General features: G+C 73.2%; 21 protein-coding genes. 7 read left to right on the forward strand and 14 right to left on the reverse strand.

Annotated elements, in window-relative coordinates; translation table 11 throughout:
- Positions 1 to 30: 30 nt before the first annotated feature.
- Both ABT026_RS10045 and ABT026_RS10050 read right to left on the reverse strand, forming a co-directional pair.
- On the reverse strand, positions 31 to 1692 hold the full coding sequence (locus tag ABT026_RS10045) for an ABC transporter permease (protein ID WP_351113665.1): 1662 nt from the start codon (positions 1690 to 1692) through the stop codon (positions 31 to 33).
- On the reverse strand, positions 1689 to 2744 hold the full coding sequence (locus tag ABT026_RS10050; RefSeq protein ID WP_351113666.1) for an ABC transporter ATP-binding protein: 1056 nt from the start codon (positions 2742 to 2744) through the stop codon (positions 1689 to 1691). Before ABT026_RS10050 ends, ABT026_RS10045 begins: the two co-directional genes overlap by 4 nt.
- A 100-nt stretch (positions 2745 to 2844) precedes the next feature.
- Between ABT026_RS10050 and ABT026_RS10055 the strand changes: the two genes are divergently transcribed.
- Entirely contained in the window at positions 2845 to 3348 is a 504-nt protein-coding gene (locus tag ABT026_RS10055) for a GbsR/MarR family transcriptional regulator (protein WP_351113667.1), read from the forward strand.
- A 33-nt stretch (positions 3349 to 3381) separates the two neighbouring features.
- Here ABT026_RS10055 and ABT026_RS10060 read toward each other — a convergent pair whose 3' ends face one another.
- The 3 genes from ABT026_RS10060 to ABT026_RS10070 form a co-directional block, all read right to left on the reverse strand.
- Positions 3382 to 5199, reverse strand: a complete 1818-nt coding sequence (locus ABT026_RS10060) for a hypothetical protein (protein ID WP_351113668.1) — start codon at positions 5197 to 5199, stop codon at positions 3382 to 3384.
- 99 nt (positions 5200 to 5298) lie between these two features.
- On the reverse strand, positions 5299 to 6669 hold the full coding sequence (locus tag ABT026_RS10065) for a hypothetical protein (RefSeq protein ID WP_351113669.1): 1371 nt from the start codon (positions 6667 to 6669) through the stop codon (positions 5299 to 5301).
- A 4-nt stretch (positions 6670 to 6673) separates the two neighbouring features.
- Positions 6674 to 7513 carry a diacylglycerol kinase family protein gene (locus tag ABT026_RS10070; RefSeq protein WP_351113670.1) on the reverse strand — a complete coding sequence of 280 codons (840 nt, stop codon included), beginning with the start codon at positions 7511 to 7513 and terminating at the stop codon, positions 6674 to 6676.
- Between the two features lie 202 nt (positions 7514 to 7715).
- On the opposite strand from ABT026_RS10070, the gene ABT026_RS10075 reads away from it, so the two are divergent.
- Positions 7716 to 9002 carry an adenylosuccinate synthase gene (locus ABT026_RS10075; protein WP_351113671.1) on the forward strand — a complete coding sequence of 429 codons (1287 nt, stop codon included), beginning with the start codon at positions 7716 to 7718 and terminating at the stop codon, positions 9000 to 9002.
- A 33-nt stretch (positions 9003 to 9035) separates the two neighbouring features.
- On the opposite strand, the gene ABT026_RS10080 is transcribed toward ABT026_RS10075, so the two are convergent.
- Both ABT026_RS10080 and ABT026_RS10085 read right to left on the reverse strand, forming a co-directional pair.
- Entirely contained in the window at positions 9036 to 10595 is a 1560-nt protein-coding gene (locus ABT026_RS10080; RefSeq protein ID WP_351113673.1) for a sensor histidine kinase, read from the reverse strand.
- 38 nt (positions 10596 to 10633) lie between these two features.
- Positions 10634 to 11317, reverse strand: a complete 684-nt coding sequence (locus ABT026_RS10085; RefSeq protein ID WP_351113674.1) for a response regulator — start codon at positions 11315 to 11317, stop codon at positions 10634 to 10636.
- Between the two features lie 122 nt (positions 11318 to 11439).
- On the opposite strand from ABT026_RS10085, the gene ABT026_RS10090 reads away from it, so the two are divergent.
- From ABT026_RS10090 to ABT026_RS10100, 3 genes are all read left to right on the forward strand, one after another.
- Positions 11440 to 12114, forward strand: coding sequence for a PepSY domain-containing protein (locus tag ABT026_RS10090; RefSeq protein ID WP_351113675.1), 675 nt, complete (start codon positions 11440 to 11442; stop codon positions 12112 to 12114).
- A 392-nt stretch (positions 12115 to 12506) separates the two neighbouring features.
- Positions 12507 to 12821 carry a DUF6191 domain-containing protein gene (locus tag ABT026_RS10095; protein WP_351113676.1) on the forward strand — a complete coding sequence of 105 codons (315 nt, stop codon included), beginning with the start codon at positions 12507 to 12509 and terminating at the stop codon, positions 12819 to 12821.
- Between the two features lie 4 nt (positions 12822 to 12825).
- Entirely contained in the window at positions 12826 to 13245 is a 420-nt protein-coding gene (locus tag ABT026_RS10100) for a DUF3151 domain-containing protein (RefSeq protein WP_351113678.1), read from the forward strand.
- 72 nt (positions 13246 to 13317) lie between these two features.
- Here the strand turns inward: ABT026_RS10100 and ABT026_RS10105 are convergent, their stop codons facing one another.
- The 3 genes from ABT026_RS10105 to ABT026_RS10115 form a co-directional block, all read right to left on the reverse strand.
- Positions 13318 to 13497: a hypothetical protein gene (locus ABT026_RS10105; RefSeq protein ID WP_351113679.1), complete on the reverse strand. Its 180-nt coding sequence runs from the start codon at positions 13495 to 13497 to the stop codon at positions 13318 to 13320.
- Between the two features lie 71 nt (positions 13498 to 13568).
- Entirely contained in the window at positions 13569 to 14672 is a 1104-nt protein-coding gene (locus ABT026_RS10110; RefSeq protein ID WP_351113680.1) for a cell wall protein, read from the reverse strand.
- A gap of 68 nt (positions 14673 to 14740) precedes the next feature.
- Positions 14741 to 15295 (reverse strand): ATP-binding protein, encoded by a 555-nt coding sequence (locus ABT026_RS10115; protein ID WP_351113682.1) that lies wholly within the window; start codon positions 15293 to 15295, stop codon positions 14741 to 14743.
- A 158-nt stretch (positions 15296 to 15453) separates the two neighbouring features.
- On the opposite strand from ABT026_RS10115, the gene ABT026_RS10120 reads away from it, so the two are divergent.
- Both ABT026_RS10120 and ABT026_RS10125 read left to right on the forward strand, forming a co-directional pair.
- Positions 15454 to 16194 carry a GntR family transcriptional regulator gene (locus ABT026_RS10120; RefSeq protein ID WP_351113683.1) on the forward strand — a complete coding sequence of 247 codons (741 nt, stop codon included), beginning with the start codon at positions 15454 to 15456 and terminating at the stop codon, positions 16192 to 16194.
- 212 nt (positions 16195 to 16406) lie between these two features.
- Positions 16407 to 17387 carry an HNH endonuclease gene (locus ABT026_RS10125; protein WP_351113684.1) on the forward strand — a complete coding sequence of 327 codons (981 nt, stop codon included), beginning with the start codon at positions 16407 to 16409 and terminating at the stop codon, positions 17385 to 17387.
- Positions 17388 to 17427: 40 nt separating this feature from the next.
- On the opposite strand, the gene ABT026_RS10130 is transcribed toward ABT026_RS10125, so the two are convergent.
- The 4 genes from ABT026_RS10130 to fbaA form a co-directional block, all read right to left on the reverse strand.
- Positions 17428 to 18135: a DUF4241 domain-containing protein gene (locus tag ABT026_RS10130; RefSeq protein ID WP_351113685.1), complete on the reverse strand. Its 708-nt coding sequence runs from the start codon at positions 18133 to 18135 to the stop codon at positions 17428 to 17430.
- Positions 18136 to 18256: 121 nt separating this feature from the next.
- Entirely contained in the window at positions 18257 to 18520 is a 264-nt protein-coding gene (locus tag ABT026_RS10135; protein WP_351113686.1) for a TM2 domain-containing protein, read from the reverse strand.
- Positions 18521 to 18753: 233 nt separating this feature from the next.
- Positions 18754 to 19170 (reverse strand): DUF2752 domain-containing protein, encoded by a 417-nt coding sequence (locus ABT026_RS10140; protein ID WP_351113687.1) that lies wholly within the window; start codon positions 19168 to 19170, stop codon positions 18754 to 18756.
- Positions 19171 to 19204: 34 nt separating this feature from the next.
- Positions 19205 to 20227 carry a class II fructose-bisphosphate aldolase gene (fbaA, locus tag ABT026_RS10145; RefSeq protein ID WP_351113688.1) on the reverse strand — a complete coding sequence of 341 codons (1023 nt, stop codon included), beginning with the start codon at positions 20225 to 20227 and terminating at the stop codon, positions 19205 to 19207.
- Positions 20228 to 20229 lie beyond the last annotated feature (2 nt).

A 20229-nucleotide genomic window follows, 5' to 3' on the forward strand; every position in this document is an offset into this window, starting at 1 on the left:
GACCTCTACCTGGTCTCCAGATCCCTACGGCTACTTGGTCTCCAGATCCCTACGGCGGAAACCCGCGATCCCGGTCACACACAGCGCGGCGGCCACCAGGGTGAGCACCAGCACCGGCGTCCACTCCATCGGGGCGGCGGGAAGCTGCGGCACGTGTCCGAGCGGCGAGAGGTCGCCGGCCCATTCGGGGAACTGGAGGATCTCCCCGAGGTAGCCGACCGCGAAGGCGTACAACGGGACCACCCAGGCCAGCGCCGTCGCCCGGGGCAGCCAGCCCAGCAGCACCAGGGCGACGCCCGCCGCGGTCCACAGGGCCGGCACGTGGACCAGGGCGGCGGCGATCAGGTCGCCGGTCATCGCGTGGTCGCCGCTGGCCGCGGCGGCGGCGAGCCCGAAGCCGAGCCCCGCCATCAGCTGGGTCAGCACGGCCCCCAGCAGGGCGACGGCCAGGTGGCCGCCCAGCCAGGCGGTACGGGAGAGCCCGGTGGTCAGCAGGGCCTCGGCCCGGCCGCCGGTCTCCTCGGCGCGGGCGCGCAGGGTGGCCATCACCACGAAGACCATGGACACCACGGAGATCACGACCATCACCATCGACGCGAAGGACTCCGCGAGGGTGGCTCCGCCGATCTCGGCCAGCGCCTGCTGGATCTGCTCGACACTGCCGAGCATGTCCTCGATGTCGCCGATGATCGACCCGTACATCGCCCCCATCACGAAGAGCCCGGCGCAGAAGCCCGCCAGCAGTCCGCGCTGAAGGCGCAGCGCCAGGCCGAAGGGGCTGGTCAGCGCCCGGGAGGCGGTGGCGCGGCCCAGACGGGTGGGCCGCAGCCCGGCGCCGACGTCACGCCGGGAGGAGAGCGCGAACCCGGTCGCCGCGCAGGCGGCGGCGACGGCCAGGCAGAGCAGCAGCGGCCACCAGCGGTCGTCGACGAACGGGTACGAACGCTGGGCCCAGCCGATCGGGGAGGCCCAGGAGAGCGCGTCGGTGCTCCCGCTGTCACCGGCCGCCCGCAGGATGTACGCCGCGCCGATCACCGCCAGCGCGAGGCCCGAGGCTCCTCGGGTGGAGGAGCTGATCTGGGCGGTGATCGCGGCGACGCCGGCGAAGACCAGGCCGATCGCGGCGTGGGCGGCCCCGTAGACCAGCGCGCCGCCCATACCGACGGACTCGAGGCCCAGCCCGGTCAGGCTCACGGCGAGCAGCAGGGCGAGCGCCAGGTTGGTGAGGAGCGCGAGGGTGAGCGCGGCGGCGAGCTGGGCGTGGCGGCCGATGACGGTGGAGCGGACCAGTTCGGCGCGGCCGGTCTCCTCCTCGTCGCGGGTGTGCCGGGTGACGATCAGGACGCTCATCAGGCCGACCAGCACGCCCATGAAGCCGATCATCTCGTGGCTGAGCATCGCGCCGTGGGTGTAGTGGTCCAGGAAGTGCCGGGGGCCGGTCATGGCGAGCGCGGCGGGCGTCGCCATGGTCTTCGCGGTGCTCGCGCGGGCCTCGGGCGAGTCGTACAGCGTGGCGTAGCTGTTGGCGGTGGAGACGGTGGTGACCACCAGGGCCGCCAGCCAGACCGGCAGCCGCAGGCGGTCCCGGCGCAGCGCGAAGCGGAGCAGGGCGCCGGTGCCGGTGAACGGGGCGCGCGGGGCGGCGGCGGGGGCCGCGGTCGCCCCGGCGGACGGGGCGGCGGTGGCCGTCATCGCGCCTCGCCGCCCTTCGGGTCCGCGGCGGGGGCGGGGGCGGCCGTTGCGGGGCCGGCCGTGTCGTCGCCGGCGGCGTCGGTGTCGGTGTTGCCGGTGTCCACGGCGTCGCTGACCTCGGTGTCGGCGTCGGTCCCGTTCCGGTGCCCGTTGGCGGCGAGTTCGTCGCCGTAGTGGCGGAGCATCAGCTCCTCCAGGGTGGGCGGGTGGCTGACCAGGGCGCGGATGCCGGACGCGCCGAGGACGCGCACCGCGGCGTCGATCCGCCCGCCGTCCACCGCGAACCGCACCCGCGTGCCGTCGGTGTGCAGGTGGTGCACGCCCTCCAGCGCGTCGAGGCCGGTGACCGGCCGCTCCGTCTCCGCCTCGACGGTGGTGCGGGTGAGATGGCGCATCTCGGCGAGGGTGCCTGACTGCACCGTTCGGCCGCGCCGGATGATCGACACCCGGTCGGCCAGCTTCTCCACCTGGGCCAGGATGTGGCTGGACAGCAGCACCGTCCGTCCGGCCTCCTTGACCTCCCGGACCACGTCCTGGAAGACGACCTCCATCAGCGGGTCCAGGCCGGAGGTGGGCTCGTCGAGCAGCAGCAGCTCGGCGTCGGAGGCCAGCGCGGCGACGATGGCGACCTTCTGCCGGTTGCCCTTGGAGTAGGCCCGGCCCTTCTTGCGCGGGTCCAGGTCGAACCGCTCGATCAGCTCGTCCCGGCGGCGCCGGTCGATGCCGCCGCGCAGCCGCGAGAGCAGGTCGATGGCTTCGCCACCGCTCAGGTTGGGCCACAGCTCCACGTCGCCCGGCACGTAGGCCAGCCGCCGGTGCGCCGCGACGGCCCGGTCCCACGGGTCCAGGCCGAGCACACGCACGGCGCCGGCGTCGGCCCGCAGCAGACCGAGCAGGACCCGCAGGGTGGTGGACTTGCCGGCCCCGTTGGGGCCGAGGAAGCCGTGGACCTCTCCGGTGCGGACGGACAGGTCGAGTCCGTCGAGGGCGCGGGTGGCGCCGAACGACTTCTGGAGTCCGGAGACCTCGATGGCGAGGGAATCCTGTGTCATGCTCCCGAAATTACGCTTCCTTCAGAAACTTGTGAAGTTAAGGAAGCGTATAAACTCGGGCCTCGGGAATCGGGACCACACGGAGAGAGCGGGGTCGCGCATGACGGAGGCCGGGGCGTCCCCGAAGGACCGAGACCCCCAGGCGGTGTCCCGGTTCGTGGAACTCTTCGCGGGCCAGCTCACCGACGCCGGGATGGCCCGGATGCCCGCCCGGGTGTTCGCCGCGTTGCTCGCCTCCGACGACGGCGTCCTCACCTCGGCCGAGCTGGGCGAGCAGCTGATGATCAGCCCCGCCGCGGTCTCCGGCGCGGTGCGGTACCTCTCCCAGACCCGTCTGATCTCCCGCGAGCGGGAGCCCGGCTCCCGGCGCGAGCGCTACCGGGTCCACAACAACCAGTGGTACGAGGCCATCGCCAACCGCGAGGGGATGCTGCGCCTGTGGCAGTCCGCCCTGCGCGAGGGCCTCACCGCCGTCAGCCCCGGCTCCCCCGCCGAGGAGCGGCTGCGGGAGACCCTGGAGTTCTTCGAGTTCATCGAGGTCGAGCTGACCGCCATGATGGAGCGGTGGCGGGAGAAGCGGGGGTCCGCCGGCGGCGTCCGCTGACACCGCCGGCCCCGCTCACACCGCCGGCCCCGCTCACGGCTCCGCGGTGACCGCGAGCAGCCCCCGGCCGTCCAGGCCGTCCGGGCCCACCTCCTCGAAGACGCCGACGGGCCAGAGCACGAGGTCGCCGACCACCGGCACGACCGGCGCCGCCTCCCCGTCCGGACCGTGCAGCTCCACGGTCCCGGTGGGCGCGGGCAGCCCCGCCCAGGGGTGACGCTTCGTCCCGGGCGCCTGCACCTCCAGCAGCCCTTCCGCGCGGGCCTCGTCCCCTCCGTCCTCGGGGAAGACGACGAGCAGCAACCGCTGCGTCTCCGTCCTCGGCCGCGGCACCGTGGGCAGCAGGACGTACCGGCGGCGCCGGGGATCGGGCGTGCCCGCGGCGTCCCGCAGGGCCCGCACGGCGGGGAGACGGCGGTACAGGGTCCAGCCGCCCCAGGCCGCGGAGAGCGCGAGAAGGCCGAGGAGGACCGGGGACCGGGACCACCCGGGCGCCGTGGGCACGAGGACCAGCAGGCAGAGCAAGAACAACAGCGCGCCCAGTTGCACGGACAGCCAGCCGAACAGCTCGCCCTCGCCCGCGCTCAGCCGCAGCCCGCGCACCCGCCACCAGGGCGAGGTCCGCCAGTCCCGCTCCGGTATCGCCGGCTCCGCATGCGGCATGAGACGTTCGGCCCGTGCCACGGCGCCCGCATGGTCGAGGGAGAGCCGCTGTGCGGTGGAGAGCGAGTGCCCCGCCGACGCCCGGCCGTCGGCCTTCCCCGCGGCGGCCTTCTCGGCAGGCGCCGCCCCTGGCGCGGTCGCCCTCACCGTGTCCGGCTTCACCAGGTCCGGCTTCACCGTGTCCATCTCGGGAGCGGACGGCCGATGCCCGGTGGCCTCGACGGCCCGCCGCCAGCGACGCAGATGGACCACACGTCCGGCCACCGCGCCGACGAGCGCCAGCGGCACCAGACCGAGGCTCGCACAGCCGAGACCGTCGGCGACGTGGCTCAGCGGGGGCGGCCCCGGCCGTTCCTGGTAGTGCTCGTTGTAGAGGACCGCGGGGCCCGGCCACCGGTGGACGACCTGGCCGGTCTCGAAGTTGCGCAGGGCGGCATCGCCGCCCTCGTCGCAGTGGTACGACTCCTCGCGCTCCTCACCCGTGAACGGGTCGTCGAAGCGGACGACGCAGTGTCCGCCCGGCCCTCGGTCGAGAACCGTCAGCCCCACCTCGGCGTCCTCGGTCCTGCTTCCGAGAACCGCGAGGAGGAAGCACCCCACTCCCAGCAGCAGCACCCACCGGAACACCCGGCGGCGCCGCACCGCCGGCCGCACGTCCGCCAGCAGCCGACCGGGCAGCGCCCGCACCTCGGGCACCGCGGCCACCCGCCGCAGACGCCTCCCCCGCGCGGGGAGCGCCAGGCGGAACTGGTTGCCCCCTGGCGGCGACACCACCACACCGAAGCGGGGATCGCCGGCCGCCCACAGCACCTCGTGACCGCGCACATCGACCTGCTGCCCCCACGGCAGGCCCACGACGAGCGGCCACAGCTCGCCGCGTTCCTCGACGTCGAGCACCACGGTCGGCCGGAGCCGTGCTCCCTCGACCCGCACGACGCGCCGCTCGTGCCAGGGGTGGTGCGCCAGCAACACCCGCATGCGGGCGGCCCGGTGGAGGTACATTCCACCCACCAGGAGCAGGCCGAGCCCCATCGCGACGGGCGTCCAGGTGACGTCCAGCAGCCCCAGGACCACGCCCACCAGGCAGGCGCCCACCCCGCCCACCATCTGCCGCTGTGCCCGCCCGCGGTACTCCTCGCACGCGGCTCCGGTCGCCGCCGACTCCCACGCCGCAGCCCCGTGTTCCATCCCCCACCGCACCTTCGTCCCACCCCGTAAGCGACGCGCGGACGTTACCGTCCGCCTCACCCGCTCGGGAAGACTCGGGCCACGCCGCCGTCGGGCGGCTCAGGACGCGGCCACGCCGTCCAGCAACCCCCCGCGGTCCCAACCGTCCGGGCCCGCCTCCTGGTACCGGCCCACCGGCCACAGCACCGTGCCGCCGATGCTCGGGACCACCACCGCGCCCTCGTCCGAGGCGGCCGGCCACCCGCGCAGCTCCACCGTGCCGGTGGGCGCGGGCAGCCCGGCCAGGGGGCGGCTCCCCAATCCTGGCGCGTACACCTCCAGCACCCCCTCGGGCAGATCGTCCTCCCCGCCGGACGCCGGGTACACCACGAGCGTCACCGTCCACGCCCGCCTCTCCCGCCCCGGGCAGTCCGCCAGCAGGACGTACCGGCGCTCCACGGCGGCCGCCGCCGCGGCGGTGAGGACACGTCTGAGGTGCGGGGCCCTGCCCCGCACGTGCCGGACGGCGAGGGCGACGCCCACGACCCACAGCAGCAGGGTGAAGCACCCCCTGACCACCTCGGTCCCGTCGAGCAGGCCCACCACGCCGGACAGCGAGGGCGTCATGGCGCCGAACCCCAGGCACACGTCACTCACCCCGGACAACCGCCGCAGCCCTCGCACGCGCCACCAGGGCGCCTGCCGCAAGTCCGCTTCCCGCACGACCACCCCGGCCGGACCCCCGGCACGGCGTTCGGCGACGGCCGCGAGGCGCGCGTAGGTGAGCGCCGCCGCGTCCTCGCGGGCCGCCCCGCCGGGCGCGACGGCGGGGGGCCTGGGCCCGGCCGGCGATCGATCCGTCACCAGCCGCCCCGGCAGCGCCCGTACCTCGGCCGCCGCCGCCGTTCGTCGCAGACGACGCCCGCGTGCGAGCACGGCCCGGTGGTGCACCTCGCCGCCGCGTGGGGAGAGGATCACCGCTCCGGCACGGGGATCCCCCGCCGCCCACACCACCGCGGCACCGGACAGCGCACCCGCGGACGAACAGGTCAGCGGCCACAGTTCGCCGTACTCCGGGGCCTCGAGCAGCAGGACCGACGCAGCCGCGCCCTTCACCCGGACGATGCGGCGCGGACGCCACGGGTACCGCTCCAGCACCGTCCGGACCCGGCCTACGCCCCGGAGGAAGACGGCGGCCGCCACCAGGAGGCTGACCCCCAAGGTCACCGCGTAGGTCTCCACCTCCGCGGCGGCGGCCCCGACCCATGCCCGCAGCGCGGTCGCGGCCAGGCAGGTCACCACTCCGGCGGTCAGGAACCACCGGCCCGTGGTCCGGTACCCCGCCAGCCTCTTCCTGGTCGCCGGCAGCAGTGCCGCCCGCTCGTGCGCCGTGCCCGGCTCTCCCGCCCCCGCGGCCCCGTACCCGTCCTCCACGCCGTCCCGCCCCCGCATACCGATCCCGTGTTCGACGCGGGGACGGTACCGGGCCACGGAGTCACCGAGGAAGGATCAGCCCCCACGCCCCCGCCCTGACCGTCCAGGTGCGGGTACGCACGGGACCCGCGACGGTGGCGTCGGCGCGGTAGCGGAAGTCCGCGCCGGAGACGGTGACCGTGCGGGCGGCGGCCTGGAGCGGCGCGGCCTCCGCGCCCACCGAGAGGGGGCGGACCTCGACGTCCGCGCGGCCGGTGCGGCCCGGGGTGACGGTGACCGCGCGGACCGGCTGGTCCAGGTCGACCAGGGTCGCGCCGTCGGTCTCCACCCGCAGACGGGACGGCCCCGGCCCTGCCGCCCCGGCCGCCTCCGCCGCGGCCCGCGACTGCCGGGCCAGCGCGCTCACCAGGGACCGGTACCGGCGCCGGGCCGGCCGCTCGCCCCAGTGCGGGGCCGCGTCCGCCGCCGGGATCCGCAGCTCCCCCAGCACCAGCCCGCCCGCGTCGTCCGCCAGCAGGTCGAGGCGCCGCACCGATCCGTCCAGCACCGCCCGGGCCGCCGCCACCGTGCCGAGCGGCACGCCGAGCGACCGGGCGACCGCGAGGGCACCCGGACGGCCCCCCACCGGCACCACCGCCAGCGCGCACCCGTCCAGCTCGCCGTGGCGCTCCAGCACGGTCACCGCCCGCAGCAGCGCGTGGTCGTCGCCGACCACCACCGGCCGCCGCGAACCCCGGCGTTCCAAGGCCCGCGCGAACTCCTCCCGCCCCTCCGGCAGGCACCACTTCACCCGCGCGCCGGCACACAGGACGTCCTTGGCGATCCGCACGGACTCGCCGTCCGTACGACGGGCGGACGGGTCGACGACCACCAGAAGCTGCTCCGAAGCCACCTCGGTCATGCCTCGCTTCCTCGGGTCCTCGGGTAGCATCTTTGTGCAAGAGCCCCTTGCGCCGCGTTCCTCGTGCCAGGGGCTTCGTCTATTCCGGGGCAACCGGTCCGACGGGAACCGCGGCCGACGAGGGCCGCCGGGCGCACGAGGCACATGGTCGTGCCGCGCGCCCCGACCCAGGACATGCCCCACCCGGAAGGGGTGTACGCCTGTGCCCGCACTTGTGCTGCTCGGTGCTCAGTGGGGTGACGAGGGCAAGGGAAAGGCCACCGACCTGCTCGGCGGCTCCGTGGACTACGTGGTGCGTTACCAGGGCGGCAACAACGCCGGCCACACGGTCGTCGTGGGCGACCAGAAGTACGCGCTGCACCTGCTGCCGTCCGGCATTCTCTCCCCCAACTGCGTTCCGGTCATCGGCAACGGCGTCGTCGTCGACCCCTCGGTGCTGCTCTCCGAGCTGAGCGGTCTCAACGAGCGGGGCGTCGACACGTCGAAGCTGCTGATCAGCGGTAACGCACACATCATCACCTCGTACAACGTCACGTCGGACAAGGTGAGCGAGCGGTTCCTGGGCAAGCGCAAGATCGGCACCACCGGTCGCGGCATCGGCCCCACCTACGCCGACAAGATCAACCGCACCGGCATCCGCGTCCAGGACCTGTACGACGAGTCGATCCTCCAGCAGAAGGTGGAGGCCGCGCTCGAGGTCAAGAACCAGATGCTGACCAAGCTCTACAACCGCCGTGCCATCGCCACCGACCAGGTGGTCGAGGAGCTGCTGGGCTACGCGGAGCAGCTGCGTCCGTACGTCGCCGACACGGTGCTGGTGCTCAACAAGGCGCTGGACGAGGACAAGGTCGTCCTCTTCGAGGGCGGTCAGGGCACGCTGCTGGACATCGACCACGGCACCTACCCGTTCGTCACCTCCAGCAACCCGACGGCCGGCGGCGCCTGCACCGGCGCGGGCGTGGGCCCGACGCGGATAAACCGTGTCATCGGCATCCTGAAGGCCTACACCACGCGGGTCGGCTCGGGTCCGTTCCCGACGGAGCTGTTCGACGAGGACGGCGAGGCGCTGCGGCGCATCGGCGGCGAGCGCGGCGTCACCACCGGCCGTGACCGGCGCTGCGGCTGGTTCGACGCGGTCATCGCCCGGTACGCCACGCGGGTGAACGGCCTGACGGACTTCTTCCTCACCAAGCTGGACGTCCTCACCGGCTGGGAGCAGATCCCGGTCTGCGTCGCCTACGAGATCGACGGCAAGCGGGTCGAGGAACTCCCGTACTCGCAGAGCGACTTCCACCACGCGAAGCCGATCTACGAGTACCTGCCCGGCTGGAGCGAGGACATCAGCAAGGCGAAGTCCTTCTCCGACCTGCCGAAGAACGCGCAGGCGTACGTGAAGGCGCTGGAGGAGATGTCCGGCGCCCCGATCTCCGCGATCGGCGTCGGCCCCGGCCGCGACGAGACGATCGAGATCAACTCCTTCCTCCAGTAGGCGGCGCGCTCACGCCCCGGTCGGCCCTCGTGGTCACCGGGGCGTTCGCGTACCCGCGCCGCCGTGCCCCGTCCCCTCCCCGGCGGGTCCGGCCAGCGGCAGACGGACCGTGAGGAGCGCCCCGCCGCCCCCGGCCCCGCCGACGCCCTCGGCCTCGCCGAGCGAGACGGTCCCGCCGTGCAGGGTCACGATCTCCCGGACGATCGCCAGCCCCAGACCGGCGCCCCCGTCGTCCCGGGCCCGGGCGTCGTCCAGCCGCACGAACCGCTCGAAGACCCTCTCCCGCTCGTCCTCCGGGACGCCCGGCCCGTCGTCCTCGACCGACAGCACCGCCCAGCCCCAGCCCCGGGCCTCGTCCGCGGCCCGGCTCCCGTCCGCGGCCCTGTCGGTCTCCGCGGCCCGTGAGGCATCCGTCGCCCCCGCCGGCTCGGTGCGCACCCGCGCGACGACGTGCTGCCGGGCGTGACGCTCGGCGTTGTCCAGCAGGTTGGCCAGCACCCGCCCCAGCTGCCCGGGGCTCCCGGCCACGACCGCCTCCTCCAGCTCCGCGGCACGCACCCGCTCGGGGCGACGCGCCGTCTCCTCCCGCACCAGCCCGGCGAGGTCCACCCGCGCGGCGCGCGGCGCCTCCCCCGCGTCGAGGCGGGCGAGCAGCAGCAGGTCGACGGCCAGGTGCTGGAGCCGCACCACGTCCTCCAGCAGTTCGCCGGCCTCGAGCAGCTCCGGGTGCGCCTGGGCGACCTCCACCTGGGTGCGCAGCGAGGCGATCGGGCTGCGCAGCTCGTGCGAGGCGTCCGCGACGAAGCGGCGCTGCCGCTCGACCGACTCCTGGAGGGCCTCCAGGGTGCCGTTGGTGGTGACCGCGAGCCGGGCCACCTCGTCGCGCGAGGAGGGCACCGGCACCCTGCGGGACAGGTCACGGCTGCCGGTGATCTCCGCCAGTTCGGCCCGGATGCCCTCCACGGGGCGCAGCGCGTGGCGGGTGACCAGCCAGGTCACCGCCCCGACCACGAGCAGCAGCGCGGGCAGGCCGACCAGCATGGCCCGCACGGTGCCGGTCACCGCCAGCTCCTGGACCGCCAGCGACGACCCGGCGTAGACGGTCACCGGCGTCCCGTCGGCCGTCTCGGCGCGCAGGGCGGCGACGGTGAAGTGGGCGCGGCCGTCAGCGTCCTCCGGGTCGGAGGTCGCCTCCCCCTCGTCGTCGACCGGCAGGGAGACGCGGGTGACGACGGGATCGTCGTCACGGTCGTCGTCATCGGCATCGCCACCGTCGCCGGGGTCGTCGCCGTTGCGGGGGTCGGGGCGGGCGGCGGCGCTCATCGGCGGGGCGCCGGCGAGGGCGTCGCTGGAGGCGAGAACCGTGCCGTCGTCGGCGACGACCTGCACGGGGTCGTCGGTGTCCAGCCCGGCCGCGTCCTTGGGCGAGCGGTCCACCGCGACCTGGACGGCGACCTCGCGGGCCCGGGACTCCGCGACCAGCCGCGTGTTGTCGGTCAGACCGCCGCGGAGGGCGTCGACCACCGCCAGGCCCGCGAGGACCAGGGCGAGCGCGACGACGCCGGTGGCGCCCAGCGCGGTACGGGCGCGCACCGACGAGAACCACCCCCGTCTCCGTGCTGTCACCGCTGTCACGGCGTCCCTCCGTCCCGCTCCAGCCGGTATCCGGCGCCGCGCACCGTGGTGATCGAACGGACCCCGAAGGGAGCGTCGATCTTGCGGCGCAGCGTGCTGACGTAGACCTCCACGATGTTGGGGTCGCCGTCGTAGGCGAAGTCCCACACGTGCTCGAGGATCTCGCTCTTGGAGACCACCTCCCCGGCCCGTAGCGCCAACTGTTCCAGGACGGCGAACTCCCGAGCGGTGAGGGCGATCTCCTGCTCCCCGCGCCTCACCCGCTGCGCTCCCGGGTCGACGTCGAGGTCGCCGATCCGCAGGACGGGCACGCCGCCGCGGGTGCGGCGGCGCAGCAGGGCGCGGATCCGGGCGAGGAGGACCACGTAGGAGAACGGCTTGGTGAGGTAGTCGTCGGCCCCGGTGTCCAGCCCTTCGGCCTCGTCGTACTCGCCGTCCTTGGCCGTGAGCATCAGGATCGGCCGCTCGTCGCCGGACGCCCGCAGGGCCGAGCAGACCCGGTAGCCGTTCATGCCGGGCAGCATGATGTCCAGGACGATCAGGTCGTAGGGGTGTTCCTGGGCCAGGTGAAGGCCCTCGACGCCGTCGTGCGCGACGTCCACCGCGAACCCCTCGGCCGCCAGTCCCCTCCGCAGGGCGGTGGCCAGGCGTCGTTCGTCCTCCACGATCAGCAGGCGCATGCCGACAAGGGTCGCAGAGCCTCCCTGAAGGGCTCTTCAGCTTCCTTCAGCACCCGTTCAGCATCGCCGGTCCACCGTGGTGTCCGTCGAGAACACCGGACCGACTCCTCAGGAGGAACCCCATGAGCTCCGCCGACCGCACCCCGTCCCGCCGCCGCGCCGCCCTCGCCGCCCTGGTGGCCGCCGCGCTCGTCGGCACGGGCACCGTCGTCGCCGTCGCCGCCTCCGGTGACGACCGCGCCCCGGCCGCCACCGCCTCCTCCGCCCGCCCGGACGGCGGAGCCCGTGACGACGACCGTGACGAGGGCCGCGACGACGCCGGGACGGCCGGCGCGGCGGCCGCCAAGACCGACGTGCGCGCCGCCGTCGCCGCGGCCCTGGCGAAGACGAAGGGCGTCGTGGCCTCGGCCGAGTTCGACGACGACGGTGACCGGTCCGTCTGGGAGGTCGAGGTCGTCGGCAGGAACGGCGCCGCCACGGAGGTGCTGGTCGACCCCGACGACGGCACCGTGCTCGACAGCGCCCGCGACAAGGACGACGACACCGACGACCGCGACGAGGACCGCAAGGAGGCCGCCGCCCTGCGCAAGGCCGGCACCGACGCCGGGGCGGCCGCCGCGGCCGCCGTGAAGAAGGTCCCCGGCACCGTCGTCTCGGTGGACTTCGAGCACGACGGCGACGACGACCGCACCGGCGCACCGGTCTGGGAGGTCGAGGTGACCGGCAAGGACGGCAAGGAGCACGAGGTCCTCGTCGACGCGGGCACCGGAAAGACGACCGTCGGCACGGACGACTGACGCGAGCGCCGACGCGAGGACCAACACGAGCGCCGCACGGTGACCGCCGCGACCGTGGCCGCCGCCGCACGGGCCGGGCGCGGTGGTCGGCCCATCGGACCGCCACAGGGCCGGCGCGCGGGACCGCCGCAACGGGCCGGGGCGACACGCCCGCCCACCAGCGCGGCCACCGGGGCCGACGCACGGGGACCGCACGCGGGGTCGGCCCGTGGCAGCCGGGGCGCGGCGCCCGGGACGGCACTCCCCCGGCCGGCCCGCGCGACCACACCGGGACGTCCCCGGCCGACCCACGCGACCACACCGCACCCGGGGGCATCCCCGTACCCGCGCCCGGGGCGTCCCCGTATCCGCAGACCTTCCGGCCCGGGTGCCGCCGGGGTGACACTGACGGCATGGGGTTCGCCGTATTCATGACGCTGCCGGGGCTGGTCATCGCGCTGACCGTCGTCGCCTTCCTCGACCAGGCGCTGCTCCGCGCCGGCCGCGCGGGGCTGCTGCCCTGGCGCAACCCGGCCCGCACCGGGCAGATATCGGCGACCGGTTTCGAACAGCTGCACGCCACCCTCTCGCCGGGCAAGTCGCACGAGCTGAAGGAGCGGCAGACCTCCCTGCTCCTGCGGGACGACGAGGACGACTCCGCTCCCCCGCACCGCACCACCGTCGACCTGACCTCCGGCACCGCCGTCGTCCGCCTTCCGGCAGACTGAGGGCATGACGGAACACAAGAACCTGCTCGGCGGCCCCGAGCCGACGTACCTCCCGGAGAACGAGGACGCGTACCGGATGCTCGCCGATTCCGCGAGCCCCGCGGAGGTCGCCGCCGCGCACCCCACGTTCTCGCTCGCCTGGGCGATGCTCGCGGACGACGCCTTCGAGGCGGGCCGCGCCGTGGAGTCCTACGCCTACGCCCGCACCGGTTACCACCGCGGCCTGGACCACCTGCGCCGCGCCGGCTGGAAGGGCCACGGCCCGGTGCCGTGGAGCCACCGCGCCAACCGCGGGTTCCTGCGCTGCCTGGCCGCCCTGGCCCGCGCCGCGGAGGCCATCAAGGAGACCGACGAGGCCGAGCGCTGCCGCAAGTTCCTCCAGGACAGCGACCCGCAGGCCTACGACGAGCTGAAGTCGGCGTAACGCCTCCGGCTCAGCTGGGTGAAGTGAGGGGAGTCCGCGCGCCGAACGGCTCGCGGACTCCCCTCGCTTCGTTCACCACTCGATGCCCTCGTGCCCTTCCAGCTCGGCCGCCGTGGCACGCTGAGCGGCCTTGCGCGCCTCCCACACCAGGCGCGTCGGCTCGAACTCGCCGCGTCCCGCCCGCTCGGCAAGACGCTCCGCCGCAGCCCTGCGCCTGTTGCGTCGAACCGCCTCCTGCACGTCGTCCGACACCGCAAGCCCACCTTCACTCGTCAGCCAGGCCACCACGAAAAAACAGCGTCTGCTCCCGGCAACCCATGTGCTCAGGTCAGGGCGAGGCGCGGAGACTCTGCAAGCCGGATCGCCCGAAGTGTTCTCCGCACACCGTAGAGGTCGACGGTGTCGTCCAGGCCCTGTTCCCGCAGGTGGGCGATGACGCGGGCAGGGTAGAGGTTCGCGTAGGCGCGAGCCAGCCGGCGGTCCTCGTCGGTGCGGGGCCTGGGTTCCGGCGCGCAGGCGGCCCGCAGGGCGGTGGCGGCCGCTCGCCACTCGGGGTTCTCCCAGGGGTCGGCCGACTCGGCCCGGGCACGTTCGTCCTCGGCCAGCTGGGCCTCGTGACGCTCCCAGGCACGCATCCGTGCGGCGATGAACGCGGCGGGGCGCTCCGGCCGCCAGCTCTCCCAGCGGTTCATGGCGGTCAGTTCGGCGGCGATCGCCATGGCGTCCAGGCCCTTGTCGATGAGCGGTCGGAGGGCATGGGCGAGGCGGCGCAGACACTCGCGCTGGGTCCAGCCGACGAGGGGGCGGACCTGGCGGGCGATGCGGATGTCCCGCTCCACCTGGGCGGGAGTCCGCCGCCCCGCGCCGCGCGCGGCCTTCCGAGCACGGCGAGCTCCGGTGTCTTTTGGTTGCGCGCCCGGATCAGGTATCGGCTGAATGGGCGTGCCCGTCAGAGAATGGGGCTCACGAAAACCACTGGTCAACGCCCTGTTGACAACATGCTCACGCCCGTCCGGAGTCACCCCGGTCACCCGTGCGTGGTACCCCGACCCTTCGACGCGGTGGCCAAGCGCCCGGTCGTACACCGGCGGCACGGTCGCCGCGTACACGGTGGCCGTGGCGGTGTAACGGCGGCCGGGCAGGCACAGGTTGGCCGGCGACCCGTGCCGCGCCCAGGCCAGCGCGCCGAGCTCCCGCAGGTACCGGACATGCCGCTTGAGCGTGGCCGCGCTGATCCCGAGCCGCTCGGCGGTGTCCTTCAGGCGGTACAGGACGGTGCCCTCGGTGTAGTCCATCCGCCGCGCCAGCTCCCGGGCGACGTCCAGCGTCCGCCGGTCCGCCTTCGTATGCAGCCCGGCGCCCACCAGCCACTCCACCGCCCGCAGCCAGGCCGTCGGCTGCGCGTGGCGGGCGGGCGTGGTGGCCACCTCCTGCTGCCCACAGGGGAGCGGCCCCCACGTGGTGCGCCCGCTGTCCGCCCCGCTCATGCACGGGGTCACTGCAATGCACCGGACCGGACGTCGGGGAGTGCAAGGCGCTGTGGCGCGGCCGTGAGCGCATGGGCATCCGGACACGGGCGGGCCGCACGACAGTCACCGCACAGAGAGGAGTGCACGCCGAGCACGTCGCCGACAGGCCGATCCTCCAGGCCGACGAGGAGCGCCGCCCAGACCGCCTTACCGAACGGCCTGTCCCACGTTCCCCACAGACGAGGACACAGGGCTTCCAGAATCTGCAGCCCACGGCCCCTCTCCCTCTCCGCGCACTCACGCCTGGGCCGCGGGCGTCGACGCACCGGGTCATGACACTCCACCACAGTGCGTCCGGGCGCGATGTCGAGGACGAGGCGCACGCTGTCACCCGGCTCGGTGCCGTAGCGGATGGCGTTGGTGACCAGCTCGCTGACGACCAGGACCACCGAGTCGACGTGATCGGCGGATACGGCGGGTGAGCGTTCACGCAGCGACCGCTCGGTGAACCGCCGCGCTCTGCCGACAGATGCCGGTGCGTCCGGTAGCAGCAGTGCTGCTTGAGGCGCGGTGGATGTCACGGCGTCGTCATCTCCTCGGTGCGCAGAGCGGCCTGGGCCTGCGCGCTCCAACGGCAGCCAAGCCAGAGAATCCTGGATGACTCGAACTTACCTAGGGGAGTTGAGGAGCAGAGCGTAATCTGTCAGACACTCACACGGACGAGTGTTGGGAGACGCGAGTGTCAAAGCCGCCGCCGTACCTCCGCATCGCGGAGGACCTGCGAGGCCGGATCATGGCGTTGCCCCCCGGCGACAAGCTGCCGTCCACCACCGAGCTGGGAAAACAGCACAGCGTGGCTCCTTCCGTGGCGGGCCGCGCATACCAGGTACTCGTGCAGGAAGGTCTCGTGATCTCCCGCCACGGCTCCGGTCATTACGTGCGCGGCATGGAGACGCCTGAGGTCCTGGTGCGTCGCCACCAGAGAGGGAGCCCCGACAGTCCGTTCGCGGTGGGTGTGACCCAGCAGGGCGCGGTCGGCAGCTGGCGGCACGAGTCCGCCACCGCGACCGCCGACGGCTCCGTGGCCGAGCGGCTGGGCATCGCGGAGGGCGCGGCCGTCATGCGCACCGATTACGTCTACCTCGCGGAAGATCAGCCGGTGCAGCTGGCCACCAGCTGGGAACCCCTGGCGGTCACTGGCCAGTCGGCTGTGGTGCTTCCGGAGGCGGGACCGCATGCCGGAATCGGTGTCGCCGCACGGATGCAGTTGCTCGGGATGGACGTCGGCGACCCGGTGGAGGCCGTCCGAGCGCGGTCGGCCAGCCGGGCAGAAGCGCACTCCCTCGGGGTGTCCCCGCAGTCCCCGGTCCTCTCCATCGAACGGACCTACTACGACCAGGCATCGGGCCGTGCCGTCGAGACGGCGGACATCGTCCTGCGCGGAGACCGATGGGTGTCTGTGTACGGGCGGCGGCCGTAAGCGGAGGTGTGGTGCGGCACGGTGGGGGTGGCCGCGCTGATCCCGAGCCGCCCGGCGGTGTCGCTCAACTGGTCAGGACGGTGCCCCAGCGCAGTCTGTCCCCCGTGCCGGCTCGTTCGGGTCAAGGGCCAGGATCACGTCAGGGAGCGAGCTCCGCGCAACCGCGTCCCAGACAAAGCAGATTGTCATTTCAGCCCACTACTCTCTGACACATGGTCAGTTCAGTGAGCATCGCGGGCCACGGGCATCCCCGTGCGTGGTCCTTCCTCGTGGCCGGCCAGCGGGACCACCAGGGCAACGAGGGCTACAACGATGTCGTCGAGGACTCCTACAGCTTCGACTCGACCGTCTCCAACCACCGCCAGGTTCGCATCGGAGACCTGGTCGTGGTGCGCAGCAGCCACGAGGCGCTCGGGATCTCCCGCATCGAGACTCTGGACGAGCTTCCCGGTGCGCGGAAGGCAAGAAGGCGTTGTCCTACGCCCGGTTGCGGCCGGACCAGCTTCAAGGAACGGGCCACCAAGCGGCCCCGGTTCCACTGCAGCGACTGTGGGACGGCTTTCGACAGCCCGGTCACCGAACAGATCACCGTCACGGCGTACGTGGCGCATTACGGCGGCTGCTGGCAGGCGCTCGAGGGATGTCTCGCAGGGGAGCATCTCGAGGCGCTCTGCAAGAAGAACTCCAAGCAGCAGTCGATCCGGGAGCTGTGGCAGGACCGCACTCTTGAGGCGGTGGAGCGCCTCGGCGTCCGCCTTCCACCGCAGCTCCCTCCGACCGTCCGACGCCGACACCCCGAGGAGCTTCCCGGAGGGCGTCGCCGCAGGGAGGCAGCCGCCAGGAACGGCCAGGACACCTTCCGCAAGGCCCTCGTCAGGGAGTACGGAATGATCTGCGCGGTCACCGGGCCGGCACCGTCCGAAGTGCTGCAAGCGGCGCACCTCCGCCCGTTCGCCGTGCACGAACGGCACCGCGTCGACGAGGGCCTGCTGCTGCGCTCCGACATCCACAGCCTCTTCGACAGGCACCTGCTCGCCATATCGCCGGAGCTCGAGGTACACGTGTCGCCCGGCCTCGTCGGTTACGAGCGTTACGCGAGCCTGCACGGTTCGCCCCTGCGGATACCGGAGAACGCGCCCTTGAGCCGGACCGTCCTCGAGGACCTCTACGAAGAGGTCACCGCATCCTGGTAGGACGGAGGACAGCCTGCTGAGCTCGTCCGACGCGACCCGGTCACGCCAGCCAGGACAGGTACGGGGCGACGGCCACGGTTGCCACCTGACCGGCTGCGTCGCGGCCAATCCATACGGTCGTCACACCTTCCTCGGCGGGGATGGTGAGCAGATCCGCCCGCCCGGCAGGGTCGGTGACCTTTTCGAACTCGCCGGAGCGCACCTTTTCGGTCTCGCGGGCGATGGCGACCCCGGGTGGTTGAGCGCCTCTCTCCCAGAACCGTCGGAAGGGCTCGGTGAGTGCCTGCCACGCGGAGGCGTCGCCGAAGGCTCCCATGGAGGTGTCTGTTCCGAAGCCGGTCTCATCGCCGGAGCGCCACTCGGTGTCGTTGTCCGCAGCGCGGGCCACCTGCCACACGGAGACCGGTCCGTCCCGTACGAGCAGGCGCGCTGCCGCGCACTCCCGGCCGTCGAAGCTCTCTCCCATGAAGGTGTACGGAGCCTCGACCCAGGAGGCTTCCACGTCGTACGTCCTGGGGGGCAACCGCTCTGCCAGTTCGCGACTCGGCCGGTCCTCCGGCCAGGGCGAGTCCACCACGAGCCGGCCGCTGGGCAGGCGGATCGAGGCGACGACACTCACCTCCACGACATGAACCGGTCGGAGTGCGTCGTTGCGGTGCACGCCCAGGCGCGCCCCTGTGGTGAAGACAGCTTCCAGAAGCGCGGACTCCTCCGGACCGACGTCAGCCATGTGGTTCGCGTGCTGCACAGATCCCCCTCACTCGGCAATGTGGTCCCCGTGGGCCGCCGCCCCGGGCACCACAACGCCCCGCCGCTGGCGCGACGGGGCGAAGGGCACGACGGGGCAGGACGCCGGGCGTCCCGGAAGATCAGCCGCGCAGCGGGCGGCCCTGCTTGTCGGTGCGGTCGTTGCTGGTGAAGAAGAGGATGGCGTCGACGAGCGCCCAGATGCCGAGGCCGCCGCAGGTCAGCAGCTGGGCCACGCCCACGCCGACCGAGCCGACGTAGAAGCGGCCGATGCCGAAGCCGCCCAGGAACAGCTGGAGGATGCCGGCGACGATCTTCGACTTGTCGGAGTACGGGCGGCCGAGGTGGTCGACGCCGTAAGGGGCCTCGGGCGTGGGGTGGGTCATGGGTCACTCCTGAGCGGTGGCGAACGAGTGCCGGTGCACAGGGCGCCGGCGGATGAGCAGGAGGAACCCCCAGCGCGGCACGGACGGATGTCCGGGCATGCGCGATGATCTTCCCCCCCGGGAGCACGAAGCCTAGATCCCGGTCGGCCCGGTGGGTACACGTTGTGGTGAACGTGTCAAATTCGTGACCGTAACGATATCCTGACGGAGTTTCAGCCTCCGCTCCGCGGGAATCAGAACAGGTTGCGGACGACCGTCCAGGCGAGCGCGGTCAGCAGGATCGCCGCCTGGGTCCGCGTACTCAGCGCCGGCCGCCAGCGCCGCCCGCGCAGTCCTTCGACGGCCCAGCGGCCCAGCATCACCAGCGCGAGGGGCGCGGCCAACAGCAGCACCCGGTTGTCCAGCCAGGCCTGCGCGAAGTGACCGTGCATCAGGTCGTAGACCATGCGGCTCGCCCCGCAGGCCGGGCAGAGCAGCCCGGTGGCCCAGTTGACGGGGCAGCGCGGCAGGAACTGGCCCGCCTGGTGCGGGTCGGTGACGTACAGGTACGCGGCCCCGACGGCGCCGGCGGCGAACACCGCGAGGGGTGCCGCCGCCGGACGCCGGAACAGGCGGGTGACGCGGTCCGCGGGAGACGACAGCCTGCTCACGACTCCCCGGACCTTCGCACGTCGCCCCGATCCCTTACTTGATCTTCGTGCCCGCCGAACGCAGGGCCTGGCAGGCCTCGACGATGCGGCCGGCCATGCCCGCCTCGGCCAGCTTGCCCCAGGTGCGCGGGTCGTAGGTCTTCTTGTTGCCGACCTCGCCGTCCACCTTCAGCACGCCGTCGTAGTTGCGGAACATGTGGTCCGCGACCGGACGCGTGAACGCGTACTGGGTGTCGGTGTCGAGGTTCATCTTGACGACGCCGTTGTCCAGCGCGGTGGCGATCTCCTCGGCGGTGGAGCCGGAGCCGCCGTGGAAGACGAAGTCGAACGGGTCGGCCTTGCCGAAGCGGGCGGCGACGCCCTCCGCGAGGTCCTTCAGCAGGTCGGGGCGGAGCACCACGTTGCCCGGCTTGTAGACGCCGTGCACGTTGCCGAAGGAGGCGGCCAGCAGGTAGCGGCCCCGCTCGCCCAGGCCCAGCGCCTCCGCGGTGCGGATCGCGTCGTCGACCGTGGTGTAGAGGGAGTCGTTGATCTCGTGCGTGACTCCGTCCTCCTCGCCACCGGTCGGGGTGATCTCGACCTCGAGGATGATCTTCGCGGCGCGGGCGCGCTCCAGCAGCTCCTCGGCGATGGCCAGGTTGTCGGCGAGGGTCTCCGCCGAGCCGTCCCACATGTGCGACTGGAAGAGCGGGTTGCGGCCGCCCTTCACGCGCTCCTCGGAGACCGCGAGCAGCGGACGCACGTAGCCGTCCAGCTTGTCCTTGGGGCAGTGGTCCGTGTGCAGGGCGACGGTGACGTCGTACTTCTCCGCCACGATGTGCGCGAACTCGGCCAGGGCGACGGCGCCGGTGACCATGTCCTTGCTGTACTGGCCGCCCGCGAACTCGGCGCCGCCGGTGGAGATCTGGACGATGCCGTCGCTCTCCGCCTCGGCGAAGCCGCGCAGGGCCGCGTGCAGGGTCTGGGAGGAGGTCACGTTGATGGCCGGGTAGGCGAACTTGCCTGCCTTCGCCCGGTCGAGCATCTCGTTGTAGACCTCGGGGGTTGCGATGGGCATCC

The organism is Streptomyces sp. NPDC002734 (assembly GCF_040295685.1).
Classification (GTDB): Bacteria; Actinomycetota; Actinomycetes; order Streptomycetales; family Streptomycetaceae; genus Streptomyces.